At 69.2% G+C, this 16,462-nt stretch carries 16 protein-coding genes; 3 read left to right on the forward strand and 13 right to left on the reverse strand.

What is annotated here, in order from left to right; genetic code table 11:
* Positions 1 to 42: 42 nt before the first annotated feature.
* Positions 43 to 441: a hypothetical protein gene (locus DSY14_RS03020; protein WP_211714872.1), complete on the forward strand. Its 399-nt coding sequence runs from the start codon at positions 43 to 45 to the stop codon at positions 439 to 441.
* 199 nt (positions 442 to 640) lie between these two features.
* Here DSY14_RS03020 and DSY14_RS03025 read toward each other — a convergent pair whose 3' ends face one another.
* The 7 genes from DSY14_RS03025 to DSY14_RS03055 all read right to left on the reverse strand — a co-directional run bounded on the left by DSY14_RS03025 (position 641) and on the right by DSY14_RS03055 (position 6,213).
* Positions 641 to 1,372, reverse strand: a complete 732-nt coding sequence (locus DSY14_RS03025; RefSeq protein ID WP_249187246.1) for an RNA polymerase sigma factor SigF — start codon at positions 1,370 to 1,372, stop codon at positions 641 to 643.
* Between the two features lie 68 nt (positions 1,373 to 1,440).
* Positions 1,441 to 1,866, reverse strand: coding sequence for an anti-sigma factor (locus tag DSY14_RS03030; protein WP_211714873.1), 426 nt, complete (start codon positions 1,864 to 1,866; stop codon positions 1,441 to 1,443).
* 125 nt (positions 1,867 to 1,991) lie between these two features.
* Positions 1,992 to 2,483, reverse strand: coding sequence for a GNAT family N-acetyltransferase (locus DSY14_RS03035; RefSeq protein ID WP_211714874.1), 492 nt, complete (start codon positions 2,481 to 2,483; stop codon positions 1,992 to 1,994).
* Between the two features lie 74 nt (positions 2,484 to 2,557).
* Positions 2,558 to 3,148, reverse strand: coding sequence for a class I SAM-dependent methyltransferase (locus DSY14_RS03040; RefSeq protein ID WP_211714875.1), 591 nt, complete (start codon positions 3,146 to 3,148; stop codon positions 2,558 to 2,560).
* A gap of 228 nt (positions 3,149 to 3,376) precedes the next feature.
* A complete protein-coding gene (locus tag DSY14_RS03045; protein WP_249187247.1) occupies positions 3,377 to 4,207 on the reverse strand; it encodes an amino acid ABC transporter ATP-binding protein in 831 nt (276 codons plus the stop codon).
* Positions 4,207 to 5,166, reverse strand: coding sequence for an amino acid ABC transporter permease (locus DSY14_RS03050; RefSeq protein WP_211714876.1), 960 nt, complete (start codon positions 5,164 to 5,166; stop codon positions 4,207 to 4,209). Before DSY14_RS03050 ends, DSY14_RS03045 begins: the two co-directional genes overlap by 1 nt.
* A gap of 138 nt (positions 5,167 to 5,304) precedes the next feature.
* The gene (locus tag DSY14_RS03055; RefSeq protein ID WP_211714877.1) at positions 5,305 to 6,213 is read right to left on the reverse strand and encodes an ABC transporter substrate-binding protein; all 909 of its coding nucleotides are present in this window, start codon (positions 6,211 to 6,213) and stop codon (positions 5,305 to 5,307) included.
* Positions 6,214 to 6,594: 381 nt separating this feature from the next.
* Between DSY14_RS03055 and DSY14_RS03060 the strand changes: the two genes are divergently transcribed.
* Positions 6,595 to 7,788 (forward strand): NADP-dependent malic enzyme, encoded by a 1,194-nt coding sequence (locus DSY14_RS03060; RefSeq protein WP_211714878.1) that lies wholly within the window; start codon positions 6,595 to 6,597, stop codon positions 7,786 to 7,788.
* A 268-nt stretch (positions 7,789 to 8,056) separates the two neighbouring features.
* On the opposite strand, the gene DSY14_RS03065 is transcribed toward DSY14_RS03060, so the two are convergent.
* From DSY14_RS03065 to DSY14_RS03085, 5 genes are all read right to left on the reverse strand, one after another.
* Positions 8,057 to 8,236 (reverse strand): hypothetical protein, encoded by a 180-nt coding sequence (locus DSY14_RS03065; RefSeq protein ID WP_211714879.1) that lies wholly within the window; start codon positions 8,234 to 8,236, stop codon positions 8,057 to 8,059.
* A 94-nt stretch (positions 8,237 to 8,330) separates the two neighbouring features.
* Positions 8,331 to 9,365 carry a PadR family transcriptional regulator gene (locus tag DSY14_RS03070; protein ID WP_211714880.1) on the reverse strand — a complete coding sequence of 345 codons (1,035 nt, stop codon included), beginning with the start codon at positions 9,363 to 9,365 and terminating at the stop codon, positions 8,331 to 8,333.
* Positions 9,366 to 10,217: a DUF4097 family beta strand repeat-containing protein gene (locus DSY14_RS03075; RefSeq protein WP_211714881.1), complete on the reverse strand. Its 852-nt coding sequence runs from the start codon at positions 10,215 to 10,217 to the stop codon at positions 9,366 to 9,368.
* A 197-nt stretch (positions 10,218 to 10,414) separates the two neighbouring features.
* Positions 10,415 to 10,597 (reverse strand): DUF6104 family protein, encoded by a 183-nt coding sequence (locus DSY14_RS03080; RefSeq protein ID WP_211714882.1) that lies wholly within the window; start codon positions 10,595 to 10,597, stop codon positions 10,415 to 10,417.
* Between the two features lie 4 nt (positions 10,598 to 10,601).
* Entirely contained in the window at positions 10,602 to 14,237 is a 3,636-nt protein-coding gene (locus DSY14_RS03085) for a multifunctional oxoglutarate decarboxylase/oxoglutarate dehydrogenase thiamine pyrophosphate-binding subunit/dihydrolipoyllysine-residue succinyltransferase subunit (RefSeq protein WP_211714883.1), read from the reverse strand.
* 574 nt (positions 14,238 to 14,811) lie between these two features.
* Between DSY14_RS03085 and DSY14_RS03090 the strand changes: the two genes are divergently transcribed.
* A complete protein-coding gene (locus DSY14_RS03090) occupies positions 14,812 to 15,213 on the forward strand; it encodes a BlaI/MecI/CopY family transcriptional regulator (RefSeq protein WP_211714884.1) in 402 nt (133 codons plus the stop codon).
* Here DSY14_RS03090 and DSY14_RS03095 read toward each other — a convergent pair.
* Entirely contained in the window at positions 15,196 to 16,389 is a 1,194-nt protein-coding gene (locus DSY14_RS03095) for an MFS transporter (RefSeq protein ID WP_211714923.1), read from the reverse strand. The two genes, DSY14_RS03090 and DSY14_RS03095, sit on opposite strands and share 18 nt — an antisense overlap.
* Between the last annotated feature and the right edge of the window lie 73 nt (positions 16,390 to 16,462).

Raw genomic sequence — 16,462 nt, forward strand, 5'->3', positions numbered from 1 at the left:
GGTCGGACGGGGGCGGGCGCAGGACCCGTATAGGTTTGAGGGGTGTCTTCGCGTCCTCTCACCCTCATCGTCGCCGCCGCCCTGGAGGCCCTGATCGGGCTGGCCGCGGCCGCCGGCGGCCTCTACAGCCTGTACACCGTCATCATCGGGCAGGCCACCGACGTGGCGTCCTCCGCGCTCCCGCTCACCGTCATCGGGGTGGGGGTGGGCGCGCTGCTGATCTTCGTCGCCCGCGGCCTGCTCCAGCTGAGTGAATGGGCCCGTACCCCGGTGGTGGTCACCCAGCTGTTCATGGCCGTGGTGTCCTACTACATGTTCACGGGCGAGCAGTACGTGGCGGGAGCGGTCATGCTCGGCACGGCCGTCGTCGCGACCGCCGCGGTGCTGGCGCCGCCGACGACGGCGGCGCTCTTCTCCGACGACTCCACCCGGGGCCGGTGACACCGCGGCCGCGGCCGCGTTCCCACGGTCCGGCGCGGGCCCGTGTCCGGTCGCCCCACAGCACGGCGGGGACCCTCGGGACCCGCGGTGGGATGGCCCGTTGCGCGCCATCCCACCTGCGGTCTCTTCTCGGGGTCCGGGAAGCGCGGTCCACCGGCGTCCCGACACGGCAACGCCACGGTGGCCCGACACCCGGGCCCTAGTCGTCGGTCGTCAGGGCCTGTCGTAGTTGCGCCAGGGTCCGAGCCAGCAACCGGGACACGTGCATCTGCGAGATCCCGAGTTCCTGGGCGATCTGCGACTGGGTCATGTTGCCGAAGAAGCGCAACAGCAGAATCCGCTTCTCCCGCGGCGGGAGCTGTTCCAGGAGCGGCTTCAGCGACTCCCGGTACTCCACCCCCTCCAGGGACTCGTCCACGATCCCGAGCGAGTCCGCCACCGCGGGTGCGTCCTCGTCGCCACTGTCGGGGGCGTCGAGCGACACCGTGGAGTAGGCGTTGGCGGACTCCAGGCCCTCCAGCACCTCTTCCTCGGTCATCTGCAGGTGCTGTGCCAGCTCCGCGACGGTCGGGGACCGCCCCTCCCGCTGGGACAGGTCGCTGACCGCCTTGGTCAGCGACAGCTTCAGCTCCTGGAGCCGGCGCGGAACCCGCACCGCCCAACCCTTGTCCCGGAAGTGGCGCTTGATCTCACCCACGATCGTCGGGGTCGCGTAGGTGGAGAACTCCACCCCGCGCTCCAGGTCGAACCGGTCGATGGACTTGATGAGCCCGATCGTGGCCACCTGGGTGAGATCGTCCAACCACTCACCACGATTGCGGAACCGGCGGGCCAGGTACTCCACCAAGGGAAGGTGGAGCTCCACCAGCTCGTCACGTATCGCACGCCGCTCGGGCGCGTCCGCGTCGAGGACGTTAAGGCGCTCGAACAACTCTCTCGCGCGCGCCCGATCGGGCACCGCGTGCTCGGTCTTCGCTGTCAGAGCGGGCCCCCTTTCGCTCACTCCGGCTCCAGCGTGCCGCGGTGTTTGTACAGGACGATGTAGACGCGGTCGTCCGGTCCGACCCCCGCGTCCACGTCCCCCGCCAGGGCGGACAGGACGGTCCAGGCGAAGGTGTCGCGGGCCGGGAGGCGCCCGTCCGCGGTCAACACCGAGACCGAGATGCGCATCCCCTCGGGGGTGAGTTCGAATTCGGTGGTCAGTTCTGTGCCGGGAAGCGCCTGGGAGAGGAGCATCGCGCAGGCCTCGTCGACACCGATCCTCAGGTCCTCGATCTCGTCGAGGGTGAAGTCGAGCCGCGCGGCCAGACCGGCCGTGGCCGTCCTCAGCACCGACAGGTAGGCACTGTCCGCGGGCATGTTGACGGTGACGGCGTCGCGGACACCGGTGGCGTCGGCCGTGGGCACAGCGGTTTCTTCGGTCACGTCCCTCCTTCGGGGGGCGAGGTTGCCGCTTGAATGCAATGTATCTCGTTTCACCCTGCCACTGACGCAGGGGACGAAGATCGTGTCCGGCCGATGACGGTCGAAACCGAGACGAATGGTCGGGCTCAGCCCTGAACGGAACCCAGTGCGACCAGCGCGTCGCCGTCCAGGCGACGGACCGTCCACTCGTCCATGGGGGTGGAGCCCAACGACTCGTAGAATCCGATCGCGGGGGCGTTCCAGTCGAGCACCGACCACTCCAGACGCGTGTGACCGCGCTCCACGCAGATCCGGGCGAGGTTGCGCAGCAGGGCCTGTCCGTACCCGTGGCCGCGCATCTCGGGCCGCACGTACAGGTCCTCCAGGTAGATGCCGTGCTTGCCGGTCCAGGTGGAGTAGTTGCGGAACCACAGGGCGAAGCCCGCGGGCACGAGTGAGCCGTCGGTGTCCGCGTGCTCCGCCACGTGCGCGTACACGGCCGCGTCCGGCCCGAACAGCGCCAGGTGCAGATCCTCCTCCGTGGCGGTCACCGCGTCGGGTTCCTTCTCGTACTCGGCGAGCTCCCCGATCATCCGATGAATGACGGGAACGTCGTCGGGACGGGCAGGACGGATCATCGATTCACCTTCGAACGGCTCGGAGCAGCGATCCTTCCCAGGATATGCGCTGCTGGACGGCCGGTTCGCAGGGCTCAGTGCGGGCGGTGCGCCACTACGCGTTCCACCATGCCGAAGAACAGCCGATCGTGATGGCCCACCTCGAAGCCGACCTCCCGGGCCACCTCCCGGGGCAGCCGTCGCGGGTGCTCGCGGCGGCGCTCCCGGAGCAGCAGCGGCATGCGCGTGTACTCGATGTGGTCGACCATCAGCAGACGGCCCCCGGGGACCAGGACCCGGTACATCTCCCGCAGGGCCCGCTCCTGATCGGGGATCGTGCAGAGCGAGAGCGTGCAGACCACGGTCTCGAAGGACCGGTCGTCGAAGGAGAGCCGTTGCGCGTCACCCTCCACCAGGGTGATGGGTCGCCCCAGTTCCTCGGCCTTCTCCCGTGTCCGCTCGATCATGTCGGGGCTCGGATCGAGGCCGGTCAGTGCGACCTGTGGCGGGTAGAACCGAAGGTTCCGCCCGGTGCCCACGGCCACGTCCAGGGTGCGCCCGCGGGCACCGCCGCACAGGAGCTCCCTGGTGTTGCGGATGGCCACGTGTTCACAGTGCCCTCCGAGGTCGTGACGGCCCGCCCGGTGCTCCCACAGCCGACGTGCCTTCTCCGTACGCGCGTCCATGCTTCTCCCCGGGGCAGGATCGGGGTGCCCCTGGGCAACGACTCTGGGACCGGAAGGCCTCCTGGTCAAGGGGAGAGACGGGGTGTTTCGCGAGTCACCCGCATCCACGTGGGATTTCGGGGGGTCGGGGGCCCGATATGGGTCGCGCGGGGCGACCGTGCCGGTGGTGAAACGGCGCGGGGCCCGCGCACCGAGCGGTGCGCGGGCCCCGTGGTGCTCGGACGCGGGTCAGAGGACCTTGGACAGGAACGCGCGGGTGCGCTCGTGCCGGGGGTCGGACAGCACGTCGGAGGGTGTGCCCGACTCCACCACGGCACCGTCGTCCATGAAGACGAGGGAGTCGCCCACCTCGCGGGCGAACCCCATCTCGTGGGTGACGACCACCATGGTCATGCCCCCCTGGGCCAGGTCGCGCATGACGTCCAGGACCTCACCGACCAACTCCGGGTCGAGGGCGCTGGTGGGCTCGTCGAACAGCATCAGCGACGGCTCCATCGCGAGCGCGCGGGCGATGGCCACACGCTGCTGCTGACCGCCGGACAGCTGCTCGGGGTAGGCGTGCGCCTTGTCCGGCAGCCCCACCCGCTCCAGCAGTTCCCTCGCGCGTTCGGTGGCGCGGGCCCTCGGGACGCGCTTGACCTGGACGGGCGCCTCGATGACGTTGCCGAGCACGGTCAGGTGCGGGAACAGGTTGAACCGCTGGAAGACCATCCCGATGTCGCTGCGCTGAGCCGCGATCTCGCTGTCGCGCAGTTCGTACAGGCGCCCGCGCTTTTGCCGGTAGCCCATGAGTTCGCCGTTGACCCACAGGCGGCCGGCGGTGAGCTTCTCCAAGTGGTTGATGCAGCGCAGGAACGTGGACTTGCCCGACCCGGAGGGGCCGATGACGCACATCACCTCGCCGCGTTTGACCTGGAGGTCGATGCCCTTGAGGACCTCCAGACGCCCGAAGCTCTTGTGCACGTCCTCGGCGACGACGAGGGCGTCGGCGGGCAACGCGGCGCCCTCGGCGGTCTCGACGACCTCGTCGGTGCCGGTCACGTTGTTCTCCTCGGCCATCAGTGCGCCCCTCCGACGATGCGGTCCCGCACCCCGCGCTCACTACGGCTGAACCGGCGCTCGATGAAGTACTGGCCCACCATGAGCACGCTGGTGATCGCCAGGTACCACAGGCACGCCGCCACCAGCATCGGGAAGATCTGGTAGGTCCGGGTGCCGATCGCCTGGAGTTGGTAGAAGAGCTCGATGGTCACCGGCACGTACGCCAGCAACGCGGTGTCCTTGAGCATGGCGATCGTCTCGTTGCCCGTGGGCGGGATCACCACCCGCATCGCCTGCGGCAGGGTGATGCGCCGCATGATCCTGCTCCGGCTCATCCCGAGGGCCTGGGCGGCCTCGGTCTGTCCCTTGTTCACCGACTGCAGGCCCGCTCGGATGATCTCGGCCATGTAGGCGCCCTCGGAGAGCGACAGGGCGAGCAGACCGGCCGCGTACCCGCTCAGGAGCGTGCGGACGTCGATCTCGAAGAACCGGGCGTCGCCCTCGAACCCGAGGAGCGGCATCCAGTAGTTGTCGAACGGCAGCCCGATGTGGATGGTCGAGTACAGGATGGCGATGTTGCCGAACAGCACCGCCAGCACCAGCCGGGGCACACCGCGGAAGAACCAGGTGTACAGCCACGAGACCGAGACCAGGATCGGGTTGCCCGACAGGCGCATCACCGCGAGCACGACGCCCAGCAGGATGCCGATGATCATGGACAGGACGGTGGCGCTGAGGGTCACCCAGACACCACGCAGGACCGGGTCCGAGAACATGTGCTCGAACATGAAGGGCCAGTTGAACGCCGGGTTCGTGATGAGCATGTTCACGAACATCGCGGCCAGGACCAGCACGACCCCGGCTGCGACCCAGCGTTCCGGGTAGCGGACGGGGACCGCGGTGATCGGTTCGACCGAACGACGCGGGGTCGGTTCCTTCGACCCCGGGCCGTCGGCCGATGCACTCGGTGAGGTCACGGATCAGACTTTCGCTAATGGCGGGCGAACAGGGCGGGCGGTCGCGGTGACCGGAGCGGTCGCCCGGACACGGTCGGTCGACACGGCCGCACGCCGGCCCGGATGAGCGCGGCGTGCGGCGGTGCGAACCTGTGGTGACTACTCGTCGACGTCGGGGTTCACCTCGGCGGTCTCGATGGCACCGACCTCGATGCCCCACTCCTGGAGAACGTCATCGTAGGTGCCGTCCTCGATGATGGCGTTGAAGGCCGCGGCCAGGGCCTCGGCCAACTCGGTGTCGTCCTGGTGCGTCACCACACCATAGGGGGCGGCGTCGTACTGGTCACCGATGAACTCGAGCTGGTCGCCGGTCTCCTGGAGAGCGAACAGGGAGGTGGGCAGGTCGGCCAGGGAGGCGTCGTTCAGACCGGAGATCACGCTGGAGGTGGCCAGCGGCTGGTTCTGGAACTTCTCGATGGTGATGGCCTCCTCGCCCGCCTCGACACAGGCCTCACTGCGGGCCTCGATGTCGTCGTCGTGCGTGGTGCCGGTCTGCACGGCGATACGCATGCCACAGGCGTTCTCCGGGTCGACCTCCTCGGGGTTGCCGGCGAGGGCGAACCACTGGGTGCCGGACGAGAAGTAGCTCACCATGTTCACGGCCTCCATCCGCTCCTCCGTGATGGTGAAGGAGGACGAACCGAGGTTGTGGTTGCCACTGTCGACGCCGATGATGATGGAGTCGAAGTTGGCGGGGACCCACTCGGCCTCGAGGCCGAGCTTGTTCACGGCCGCGGTGACCAGGTCCACGTTGAAGCCGAGGACGGTCTCGCCGTCGTCGTCGAGGTACTCGCCGGGGGGATACTCCGCCTCGACGCCGATGCTGACGACGCCGGACTCGCGGATCTCCTCGGGCAGGAGGGCGGCGAGCTCCTCGTCGGCGGAGACCTCAGGGGACTCGGGGGCGGCGTCGTCCTCGGCGCCGTCACCGCCGCCACATGCGGACAGGGTCAGGACACCCGCTGCGGCGAGGGCCGTGAAGTACGGAAGGGGCTTGCGCAGAGGCATCTGAGGTCTCCTTCAAGGGCACGGATCGTGCCTGGTCGGAGGCGGGTTCGCGGGACCACGCCGCCAGCCTAAAACGACATTTAAGACATTATGCTGCATAGTGCGATGCGTCGGTAACGACCCATCGTGGCGACCCGCGATGTTCCTGTGGTCACCGTTGTGAGAGAATTGTGTAACGGGTCATCCCCGTGAGACGCGGACACGCAGTACTCGCAAAAGAGTCCGGCGAAGACCGTCCCTCCCGGCGAACACCACCGGTCATGGCCGACCGGCGTCGTGGGGGGCTCCCCTGGCACCCTGACGTCTTCGCGCGTGTTCCGCCGCCCACCGTCCCCGTCATGGCCGACGCGGGACGTAGCAGCAGACCGAGGGGTTTGAGCAGTGACCACTTTTACTTCGCGTACCCAGGACACGTCCGCATTGGATCGTGATCCGGCCTTCGCCATGCACCGCGGCGGCAAGCTGCACGTCGCCTCCTCCGTCGACGTCAGCGACCACGCCGGCCTCTCCCTGGCCTACACCCCCGGCGTCGCCCGCGTCTGCGACGCGATCGCCGAGGACGCCGCCCTGGTCGAGACCTACACCTGGAAGAGCAACCTGGTCGCCGTCGTCACCGACGGGACCGCGGTGCTGGGTCTCGGCGATATCGGCCCCGAGGCCTCCCTGCCGGTGATGGAGGGCAAGTCGCTGCTCTTCAAGCAGTTCGCCGACGTCGACTCCGTGCCGATCGCCCTCAACTGCACCGACGCCGACGAGATCGTCGAGACCGTCGTGCGCATGTCGCCGTCCTTCGGTGGCATCAACCTGGAGGACATCGCCGCCCCGCGCTGCTTCGAGATCGAGGCCAAGCTGCGTGAGCGACTCGACATCCCCGTCTTCCACGACGACCAGCACGGCACCGCCATCGTCACCGTCGCCGCGATGCACAACGCCGCCCGCCTCACCGGCCGCACCCTGGCCGACCTGCGGGTCGTCGTCTCCGGTGCGGGCGCCGCAGGTGTCGCCGTCACCAAGATGCTCGTCGACGGCGGTATCGGTGACATCGCCGTCGCCGACTCCAAGGGCATCATCTACGACGGCCGCGAGGGCCTCACGCCGATCAAGCGCGAAATCGCCGCCATCAGCAACAAGGCCGGTCTGAAGGGCTCCATCGAGAGCGCTCTGGCCGGAGCGGACGTGTTCATCGGCCTGTCCGCCGGAGAGGTCCCGGAGTCGGTCGTGGCCACCATGGCCGAGGACGCCATCATCTTCGCCATGGCCAACCCGGACCCGGAGATCCACCCGGACGTCGCCCGTAAGCACGCGAGCGTCGTCGCCACGGGGCGCAGCGACTTCCCCAACCAGATCAACAACGTCCTGGCCTTCCCGGGTGTGTTCCGGGGCGCCTTCGACGTCCGTGCCTCGGACATCACCGAGAACATGAAGCTGGCCGCGGCCAAGGCCCTGGCCGACCTGGTCGGCGACGACCTGACCGCCGACTACGTCATCCCGAGCTCCTTCGACGAGCGGGTGGTCCCGGCGGTCTCCGCCGCGGTCGCCGCGCAGGCCCGTGAGGACGGCGTCGCCCGCCGCTAGCCGCGCCTGCTCGGGCCTCCACCGTGGTTCGGCCCGCGATCGAGGACTCGAAGGGCGGTGTCCTTCGGGGGCCGACCTTCGGGGAACACCCCCTGTGGTCGACCCCCAGGGGTGGCACCGCTCGGTGACACCCCCGCGTCCCGGCGCGAACACGAGGGGCCCGAAAGACCGCGACCCCGTCCGGTCCTCCGGGCCCCTCGGCCGTTTCCGAGCACGCGCCCGGCCGGACCCGCCCACGCGGAACCGACGCCCCTCGGGACGCCGGTCCTCACATCAGCTCCAGACGGGTGTCGCCCTCCGCGACCAGGAGGGCGAACTCCGCGCGCAGGTCGGCGAGGGCGGCGTCGGGGGTGTCGCCCACACCGCGGGCGCCGACACCGGGCCGCAGGCGCGCCCGAGCGCACCACACCCCGGCCTCGTCCTGCTCGATCGTGTACGGGACCAACACCGTTCCTTCCCTTCCTCGTCATCCGCCCGAGCGTCGCCGAGGGGCCCGTTGGACCACGCCCCCGTGTGGTCCAACGGGCCCCGTGCGCCTGTGGTCAGTCGCTCCGTTCCGCGTCCTCGCCGGTGGCGGTCGACCAGGGGTCCCCGCCCGTCTTCGGCATGGGGCGCGCCTCACGCCGCTCCGAGGGGTCCTCCCCCTCGCCTTCGGAGGTGGGGGTGGAGGACGGCTCGCGGGGGGCGTCGGTCTCACCCGTGGTGGGCTCGTCCTCGCCACGCTCGCTCGGGCCACGGCCCTCGTCGTCGTGTTCGCCCTTGGTCGGCCCCCACCGGCCCATGTCGCGGCGGATCACCTCGACGGTGTCGTCGAGGATCCGACGCAGGTCGTGGGCGGCGGACCCGCCGACCTGACCGGCGCCCCGCACCATGTCGCGCACGCGCGTGGAGAAGTCCCGCAGGGCCTGCTCGAACTCGGGGCCCTCACGCCCGGCCTCCTCACGCCCGGCCTCTTCGCGTTCGGAGCCCTCACCCTCGGTCCCGCTCGCGCCGCCGTGTTCGGAGCCGGGACGGCCCCAGGCGGCGCCGAACGCGCCGAAGCCCTGGGCGAAGCGCTCCCACTCACGGGCCCACATGCCGCCGTCCCCGCACTCCCGGGCACGGTCGCCCTCGCGGCGGGGTTCCTCGTCCCCCTCGCCCTTCTCGCGCCCGGCCTCGTCGGAGGCGGCGGTGCGTTCGGACTCCTCACGGCGGGCCCCACCGGCGGCGAACTTCAGTTCCTCGCGCAGGGAACCGATGGTCGCGCGCACGTCCTGCTTGACCGCGCGGGCGATGTCGCGCACCGAGTCGGTGATCTCCTGCTCCAGGTCGTCCAGGTCGCTCTCACGGGCGCGCAGTTCCTCGCGGCCCTTGTCGGTGAGGCTGTAGACCTTGCGTCCGCCCTCCTCCGTGTGGGTGACCAGTCCCTCCTCCTCCAGCCGGGCGAGCCGGGGGTAGATGGTGCCGGGGGAGGGCGAGTACACGCCCAGGAAGCGGTCGCGCAGCAGGCTGATGATCTCGTAACCGTGGCGCGGGCTCTCGTCGAGCAGTTTGAGAAGGTACAGGCGCAGTCTTCCGTGGCCGAAGATGGTGCTCATTCAGGCCCCCTCTGGGATCGCGGCCGGAGCCTCGGGCGCACGTCGCAGCAGCGCGGCCCGACCGGACACGGTGTTGACACTGATGGAGGCGGGGTCGACGCCCACGCCGATCTTGCCGCTCAGAGTGGTGCGGGCCGGCGCGCTGTTGCGGTCCAACCCGAAGTCCGAGTCCACGTCGCCGGTGACGGCGCGCAGTTCCACCGCGGCCGAACTCTCCGAGGGCACCCGCAGGGCCACCTCGCCCGACACGGTGTTCACCCGCACCCGGGCGGAGGAGGTCAGGTCGGTGTCGACCAGGACCGAACCCGAGACCGTCTTGGCCCGCAGCTCCGACAGTCGGCCGCCCGCCACCGCCAGCTGCCCGGTGGCGGTGTTGAAGCCCAGTGTCCCGCCCGGGCCGCGCACGGAGGCGTTGCCGTCGGCGGTGTGCAGTTCGGTCTCGCCCGAGACCTCGTCCAGGGTGACCTCGCCGGTGGCGGTCCGGATCTTGGTGCGCGCGCTCAACCCGGCCGCCACCACCGGGGCGGTGGCCGTGGTGACCTCGACCGGGCAGTCCCGGGGGACCCGCAGGTTCACGGTGGCCCGGCGCGAGTGCACGTTCTTGTACCCGGTCAGCTGCAGGGGCTTGAGGCGGTCCAGGAAGCCCTGGCCGGTCAGGTCCCGATAGTGGATGGTGAGGATCCCCGCCTCCTGGGTGACCTCCAGGGGCTCGCCCTCGATGTCACCGATCTCGAAGGTGACGGGGTCGTCGGTGGGGATGATGTTGACCTGGCCGCCGACGATCCGCACCTTCAGGGCGACGATGCCGTCGAGGGTGTGGGTCATCGGACTGTCGATGGTCCAACGTGCCATCGTGAACCCTTTCGTTCGCTCTCTCTGACTTCACGATATGTCGCGTCTGGAGCGAACTCAAGATATGTCGCGGATTTCGGGGGTCGATTCGGGGGTCTCTCCGGGTCGACCCCGAGAACCGCTCCGGGCACACGCGAGGGGCCCGGGTCGTTCGACCCGGGCCCCTCGGCCGTCACACCGCTCGACGCGGTGCCGTGCTACTCCTCTTCGTCCTCGTCGTCCAGCCGGGCCAACCAGGTGGCCAGCCGTTCGACGGGCGTCTCGAACTCGGGGTTGATGTCGGTGAACACCCGCAGCTGCTCGGCGAGCCAGGCGAAGCTGACCTCCTCGTCGCCGCGGCGGTTCTCCAACTCCTCGATTCCGCGATCGGTGTAGTACATGGCGTTACTCGGCGGGCGGGAACACCGTGTCCACCAGGGCTCGCTGCTCCGCCTCGTGGCGCTTGGCCGAACCGGCCGCGGGCGCGGAGGAGGCCGGACGCGAGATCCGGGTGAACGGGCGGTCCAGCTGCTCGGAGAAGACGAGCGCGACGAAGGGCCACGGACCCATGTTCGCCGGCTCCTCCTGGACCCACAGGACCTCGCCCGCGTTCGGGAAGGCCTTGAGCTGCTCGCGGATCTCCTCGGTCGGCAGCGGGTACAGGCGCTCCGCGCGAATGATCGCGGTGTGCTTGTCGCCGCTCTTGCGACGGGCCGCGTCCAGCTCGTAGTAGATCTTGCCGGAGCAGATGACCACACGGCGGACCTTGTCCGGCGTGATCGAGTCGTCCCCGATCAGCGGCTGGAAGTGGCCCGACGTGAAGTCGGAGGCCGCGGAGGTCGCCGACTTCAGACGCAGCAGCGACTTGGGCGTGAACACCACGAGCGGGCGCTCGACCGGCGACTTCGCCTGCCAACGCAGCAGGTGGAAGTAGCTGGCCGGGGTGCTCGGCATCGCGACGGTCATGTTCTCCTGCGCGCACTGCTGCAGGAACCGCTCGATGCGGGCCGAGGAGTGGTCCGGGCCCTGGCCCTCGTAGCCGTGCGGCAGCAGCAGGGTCACGCTGGAGCGCTGACCCCACTTCTGCTCACCCGAGCTGATGTACTCGTCGATGACCGTCTGGGCGCCGTTGACGAAGTCGCCGAACTGGGCCTCCCACATGGTCAGCGTGTCGGGACGGGTCAGCGAGTAGCCGTACTCGAAGCCCAGCGCCGCGTACTCGCTCAGCAGCGAGTCGTGCACGTGGAACTTGGTCGTGCCGTTGTCGAACTGCTTCAGCGGCGTGTGGGTCTCGCCGGTGTCGCGGTCCATGAGCGAGGCGTGACGCTGTCCGAAGGTGCCGCGACGGCTGTCCTGACCGATGAGACGGACCGGGTGGTCGTCCAGCAGCAGCGAGCCGAAGGCCAGCAGCTCACCGGTGGCCCAGTCGATCGCGTCGGTCTCGACCATGGTCGCGCGACGGGTCAACTGCGGGGCCAGACGCGGGTGCGGCGTGAAGCCGTCGGGCAGGTTCACCTGGGTGTCGATGACCCGCTTGACGGTCTCGGAGCTGATCGCCGTCTCGACCTTGGAGTGGACCAGACGCGACTCTGTGAACACCTGCGGCTTGACCACGGCGCCCGGCTCGATCGGCTTCTTCTCGACCTCGCGGGTCTCGGTGAAGGCGCGCTCGAGTTCGCTCTGGTAGTCGCGCAGGGCCTGCTCGGCCTCTTCCACCGTGATGTCGCCGCGGCCGATGAGGGCCTCGGTGTACAGCTTGCGGGTGGAGCGCTTGGCGTCGATGACGTCGTACATGAGCGGCTGGGTGAACGCGGGGTTGTCGCCCTCGTTGTGCCCACGACGCCTGTAGCAGACCAGGTCGATGACGACGTCCTTGTGGAACGCCTGACGGTAGGCGAAGGCCAGATCCGCGACCCGGACCACGGCCTCGGGGTCGTCCCCGTTGACGTGGAAGATCGGCGCCTGGACCATCCGCGCGACGTCGGTGGCGTACACGCTGGAGCGGCTGTCGGAGGGGGAGGTGGTGAAGCCCACCTGGTTGTTCACGATGACGTGCACCGTGCCACCGGTCCGGTAGCCGCGCAGCTGGGACAGGTTCAGGGTCTCGGCGACCACGCCCTGACCGGCGAACGCCGCGTCACCGTGGATGAGGATGGGCAGCACGGTGAACCCGTGCGGGCCCTTGTCCAGCACGTCCTGCTTGGCGCGGACGATGCCCTCGGCGACCGGGTTGACGGTCTCCAGGTGGGACGGGTTGGCCGACAGCGAGATCTGGATCTTGTCGCCGTCGCGCGTCTCGAAGAGCCCCTCGGTGCCCAGGTGGTACTTGACGTCACCGGAGCCGTGCGCGCTGCGCGGGTCGAGGTTGCCCTCGAACTCACCGAAGATCTGCCCGTAGGACTTGCCACAGATGTTGGCCAGCACGTTCAGGCGACCACGGTGGGCCATACCGATGACGGCCTCGTCCAGCTCCGACTTGGCGGCGCGGGAGATCACACCGTCCAGCAGCGGGATGAGGGACTCGCCGCCCTCGAGCGAGAAGCGCTTCTGACCCACGTACTTGGTCTGCAGGAAGGTCTCGAACGCCTCGGCGCTGTTGAGTCGGTGCAGGATGTGCAGCTGCTCGTCACGGTCGAGCTTCTCGTGCTCGCGCTCGACGTGCGACTGCAGCCACTCCCGCTCCTCCGGGCTCTGGATGTGCATGTACTCGATACCCACCGTGCGGCAGTAGGTGTCGCGCAGCACGCCCAGAACGTCGCGCAGCTTCATGACCTGCTTGCCACCGAAGCCCCCGGTGGGGAACTCGCGGTCCAGGTCCCAGAGCGTCAGGCCGTGCTGGAGCACGTCCAGGTCCGGGTGCTTGCGCTGCTCGTGGTCGAGCGGGTTGGTGTCGGCCATGAGGTGGCCGCGCACACGGTAGGCGTGGATCAGCTCCTGGACCCGGGTGGTCTTGTCGAGCTGGGTCGCCTTGTTGACGTGGATGTCCTGCACCCAGCGGACCGGCTCGTAGGGGATCCGGAGCGAGTTGAAGATCTCGTCGTAGAACCCGTCATCGCCCAGCAGCAGCTGGTGGATCCGACGCAGGAACTCACCCGACTGGGCACCCTGGATGATCCGGTGGTCGTACGTCGAGGTGAGCGTCATGACCTTGCTGATGCCCAGCTCGCTCAGGGTGTCCTGGGACGCGCCCTGGAACTCGGCCGGGTACTCCATGGCCCCGACGCCGAGGATGGTGCCCTGTCCGGGCATCAGGCGCGGCACCGAGTGCACGGTGCCGATGCCGCCCGGGTTGGTCAGGCTGATCGTGGTGCCCTGGAAGTCCGGAACGCCCAGCTTGTTGTTGCGGGCCTTGCGGACCAGGTCCTCGTAGCCGCTCCAGAACTCGTTGAAGTCCATCTCGTCGGACTTCTTGATGGAGGGCACGACCAGCTGACGGGAACCGTCCGGCTTCTGGAGGTCGATCGCCAGACCGAAGTTCACGTGTTCGGGCTTGGCGACGCCGGGCTTGCCGTCCAGCTCCGTGTAGGAGTGGTTCATCTCGGGCAGGGCCTTGAGGGCCTTGACCATGGCGTAGCCGATGAGGTGGGTGAAGGAGACCTTCCCACCGCGGCCGCGCCGGAGATGGTTGTTGATGACGATGCGGTTGTCGAACAGCAGCTTGACCGGCACCGCGCGCACGCTCGTCGCGGTGGGCAGGGTCAGGCTGGACTCCATGTTGGTCGCGGTGCGGGCGGGTGCGCCACGCAACCGCTCCTCCTTGACCTGGAGTGCATCGTCGGTATCGGTGTTCTTGGGTGCAGGGGCCGCGGCGGCCTTCTTCTTCGGCGCGGGTGCGGCGGGGGCCTTCTCGGACTGCGCCTTAGCGGTCGCAGCGGCCCCACCCTTCCCGCCGGCCGAGTCCGCGGGCTTGTAGTCCGCGAAGAAGTTCCACCAAGCCTTGTCAACCGAATTCGGGTCGGTGAGGTACTTCTGGTAAAGCTCCTCTACCAGCCACTCGTTCGGGCCGAAATCTGTCAGGGGTTGAGACGCCTCAGACGACACGGCGGAGATCGCCCACTTCCGCAGCTCGCTTGTGAATGTGTAGGAAAGACGGGTGGCTGTCGGCTAGGCGGGCTCGAAGAAGCATGGAGTCGCTCCCCAACGGGGGAGTGTCTGACCTGGCCAGCACTCGTCGGGTACAAGGCTACTTGTACCGACCTCCCGGACGGGAACGCGAGGGTTGTGGAAACTGGGAGATACCTAACAATCTTTCACACGAACCTTGCCGCTACGTGCCGGTCACTTTGCGTTGCGTGGTCGTGGCGACCCATTTGCCCCTATTTGGTGGGGTTTTCGGGGCGTCCCATCGTGATCGTCGTGGGGCGACAAGAATGTGGCGCGTACCACGTTTCCAGCGAGTAACACCGGGGGAGATGTTTCGATCCCCGTGAGGGCGCCCGCCGGCGGCCCGGGCGGCAACCGATGGCGCGCGGGGCGCTTCCGGCGGTGAAACGCCGGTGAACCCCGCCTTGGATGTCCGGATCTGCGTGTTCTCCCCGGTTCTTCCTGTGCGCTGTGTCTCGCACACCTACGATGCGCCTACGTACTGATGCAACGACGGGGGCTAGGGGGACCCATGAGGGGTCTGGGGGAACTGGAGGCGGCCATCATGTCCGCCCTGTGGCGCGCGGAGGGGCCGCTGCCGGTCCGCGACATCCGCGAGAGCATGGTCTACGACCGCGAACTCGCCTACACGACCGTCATGACGGTCACCAACATCCTCCATCAGAAGGGCCTGCTCGAGCGCGAGAAGACCGGCCGCGCCTGGGTCTACTGGCCCCGGGAGACCCACGCCGAGTTCACCGCCCGCGTCATGGGCGAGGTCCTGCGCACCGGCCCCGACCCCGGAGCCACCCTGCTCCGCTTCGTCGAACGCTTCAGCGACGAGGACATGGCGCGGCTGCACCACGTGTTCCGGCAGGTCCGGGACCGCCGCGCGGGCGGGCCCCTGCCCCGTCCCTCACCCGCGGCGCAGTGACCGCACGCTCGGCGCCGCCACGGCCGCCAGCGTGGCGATGATCGTCAGTCCCGCGACGATCAGGATCGACCGCTCCGGGCCGATCGTCTCGGCGAGCGGCCCGATCGCGACCTGCCCCACCGGCATCGCCACGAACGAGCCGAGGGCGTCGTAGGAGTACACCCGGGAGAGCCGGTCCGGTGGGATGTTCTCCTGTACCGACACCTCCCAGGCCACGGTGAACTGCTCCACCGCGACCCCGCCCACGAACATCGCCGCGAACAGCAGCGGCACCATCGGTGAGGGGTCGGCCAGCACGAAGAACGGCAGGGTCTGCAGGGTGACCAGGGCGGTGCCGTAGAACAGCGCCCTTCGGGGCTGCCACCGCGCCGCCAGGACCCCGCCCGCCAGCAGCCCCACGCTGTTGGCCGCCATGACCAGCCCCCACGTGGTCCGCCCGAACGTCTCGTCGGCGATGCCCGGGCCGAGTACCGCCGTGGTCGCCGACCAACCCGCGTTGACCACCATGAACTGCAGCACGATGATCCACACCCAGGGGCGCGCCACGAACTCGCTCCAGCCCTCGCGCAGGTCGCGCAGGACGTTGCTCCGCCCCGGCGACACCGTCGAGGGCACCCGCAGGAAGAGGAAGGCGACCCCGGCCGCGGCGAACATGAGGGCGTCCACGCCGATCGCCCACCCGGGACCGAGCAGCCCCACGGCCACACCGCCCACCGACATGCCCGCGAACATGCCCATCTGCTTCGCGATCCCCACGAGGGCGTTGGCCTGCCGCAACAGGGTGAGCGGCACCGTCTGGGGGGTCAGCGCCGCCGCGGCGGGCAGGTTGGCGGCGGCCGCGGCCCCGTTCAACAGGCTCAACACGATCATCACCGTCAACGTGGCGGTCCCGGTGAGCAGTGTCAGCGCCAGAAGCCCCTGGGAGAGCGCGGCGAGCACACAGGCGCCGCGGATCACCAGGGCGCGCGGCATGCGGTCGGCGATCACCCCGCCCAGGAGGAGCAGGGACACGTTGGCGACCGAGCGGGCCCCCACCACCAGACCCACCTGGGCCAGCGACCCGGTCACGTCGAGGACCGCGAACGCCAGCGCCACGCTCGCCATGCCGTTGCCGAACATCATCAGCACCCGGCCCAGCGCCAGCGCGCGGAAGTTCCCGTGCCGCAGCGGGGCCATGATCCCCGCGCGCCGATCCGTGTCCGTCCCGTCCGTCCGGCCCACGTGCCCTGCCCACCTTCACCTCGCGCGA

Source organism: Nocardiopsis sp. MG754419, from assembly GCF_018207095.1.
Lineage (GTDB): Bacteria > Actinomycetota > Actinomycetes > Streptosporangiales > Streptosporangiaceae > Nocardiopsis.